Below are 2001 nucleotides of genomic sequence, written 5' to 3'. Positions count from 1 at the left end.
TCGCAAGGCAGCGGCATTCCGCAGGCGATCGCCGCCCGCCATCTTCGCGACGACGAGGACCGAAGTCATATCCTGTCCCTCAAGCTGGTGGTCGGCAAAATCATGCTCACCATCGTCGGCCTGTTCTGCGGCGCCTCGATCGGCCGCGAGGGTCCGACCGTGCAGGTCGGCGCGTCGCTGATGCTGCAGGCGGCGCGCTGGGGCGGCATGGTGCAGGCGCGGGGCCTGATTCTGGCCGGGTCGGCCGCCGGTATCGCCGCCGCCTTCAACACGCCGCTGGCCGGCATCGTCTTCGCCATCGAGGAGATGGGCCGCACCTACGAGGCGCGTACCAACGGGCTGGTGCTGACGGCGGTGATCCTGGCCGGCCTCGCCTCGCTCGGCCTGCTCGGCAACTACACCTATTTCGGCGTCGCCAAGGACACGATCTCGTTTGCCGCCGAGTGGCCGCTGGTGATCGCCTGCGGCGTCATCGGCGGCGGGCTCGGCGCGCTGTTTTCGCTGCTGGCGTTGAAGGCGACACGCCGGATCCGGCGCTGGAACACTGGGCAGCCTTTGCAGCGCGCTTTGCTGGTCGCGGCCGTCTGCGGGCTGCTGGTTGCAGTGATCGGCATCGCCTCGGGCGGGCTGACCTTCGGCACCGGTTACGTGCAGGCACGGGGCGCCGTCGAAGGCACGCCGCTGCCATGGTTCTTCTTTGCCGAAAAGTTCCTGGCGGGACTGCTGTCGATGATCTCGGGCATTCCGGGCGGCATCTTCGCGCCCTCGCTGGCGGTCGGCGCCGGCATCGGCAGTTCGCTCGGCCTCCTCTTCGGCGCCAGCACGGGGGCTGCGGCACTGCTCGGCATGGCCGGCTATTTCGCCGGGGTGGTGCAGGCGCCGATGACGGCTTTCGTCATCATCCTGGAGATGACCGGCAATCACGACAATGTCATCGCGCTGATGCTGGCCTCGATGCTGGGCTACGGTACGGCGCGGATGATCTCGCACGAGCCGCTCTACCACGCGCTGTCGCGTGTTTTCATCGCCGAGGCGATCCGGCGGCGGCGGGCGGAGGCCGGGCCGGGATCGGCGCAAGGCTGAAAGCAAAAAGGCCGGGCTTCGCGGCCCGGCCTTTCATTCAAAGCGAAGTGCGTGCCTGCACTCCTTGCCTATTTGCACTTGGCAATCGACGTCAGCGCCGCCGAAATACCTTTCAGCGAGAAGACATAGGAGGTGGGATTGCCGCGGCCGGACTTCGCCGTCACCTTCATGTCGGTGCCGGTCTTCATGGCGGCGATCAGCACCGGCTCCTCGGCGGCATTCTCGACCCAGGCCGATTTTCCGCGGGTGAACATCGAAAACGTCTTCTTGTCGATGGTCACGGTGGCCTTGGAGCCGTCCTGGAAGTTGTAGCCGGCAATGAATTGCGGCTCGTAGGACACTTGCTGGCCGGGCCGCTGGCTGACGAAGAAGAACATGTCGCCATGATCGAGCGTAGGCGGCTGCTTGTCGGTCGGCACGGTCAGGACATAGCAGACCTTGCCGCCCGATGCCTGGTAACTGTAGGTGCCCCAGGCATTGTGCTGGCCGATCTTGGTCGCCGACTGCGCCAGCGCCGGCGCTGCCACGGCCACCAGGACCAGGCTCGAAACTAGTGCAATTAATCCGCGCATCGCTTTTCCCGTATTCCAAATGGTGCGGAGGCAGGCCGGCTTGGCGTCCTGCCCGTCGCTTCATTTTGATTTAATCTGGGTTACCAAACGGTGAATTTCCGAAGAGAAAAGGACCCTCACCCCGAGGAAACCGCCGCCATTGCCGCGCCGCCGCCTTGCGAGCGGCTGGCGCGACATCCCTTTGGCGACTTGGAGGCCACGAAAGCGGCAAGAGTTTGACTTTTTACGCTGCCGCAGAAAGCCGGCTTCAACGGCGTTCCGTGCGTGAGTTCAGCCCTTGTCGGCCATGGCGTCCCTGGCGGCTTGCCGGTGCGCAGTGGTGATGTGGGCGCTGACGGCGGTGATC

3 protein-coding genes are annotated in these 2001 nt (G+C 65.4%); 1 reads left to right on the top strand and 2 read right to left on the bottom strand.

Annotated elements, in window-relative coordinates:
- The coding region (locus EN893_RS31200) for a chloride channel protein (protein ID WP_164901269.1) at positions 1-1083 on the top strand (1083 nt) is incomplete at its 5' end.
- A 68-nt stretch (positions 1084-1151) separates the two neighbouring features.
- Here the strand turns inward: EN893_RS31200 and EN893_RS31195 are convergent.
- The gene (locus tag EN893_RS31195) at positions 1152-1655 is read right to left on the bottom strand and encodes an invasion associated locus B family protein (RefSeq protein ID WP_127268363.1); all 504 of its coding nucleotides are present in this window, start codon (positions 1653-1655) and stop codon (positions 1152-1154) included.
- A gap of 116 nt (positions 1656-1771) precedes the next feature.
- Positions 1772-2001: hypothetical protein (locus EN893_RS38795; RefSeq protein ID WP_206640206.1), on the bottom strand; the 230-nt coding region annotated here is incomplete at its 5' end.

This window comes from Mesorhizobium sp. M7A.F.Ca.CA.004.04.2.1 (genome assembly GCF_004022825.1).
In the GTDB taxonomy this organism is placed as follows: Bacteria; Pseudomonadota; Alphaproteobacteria; order Rhizobiales; family Rhizobiaceae; genus Mesorhizobium.
This window is presented reverse-complemented; position numbering and strand designations above follow the sequence as displayed.

Excerpts from the sequence above, each read along its gene's own strand:
- EN893_RS31195 (WP_127268363.1), bottom strand. The coding sequence starts at position 1,655 with ATGCGCGGATTAATTGCACTAGTTTCGAGCCTGGTCCTGGTGGCCGTG.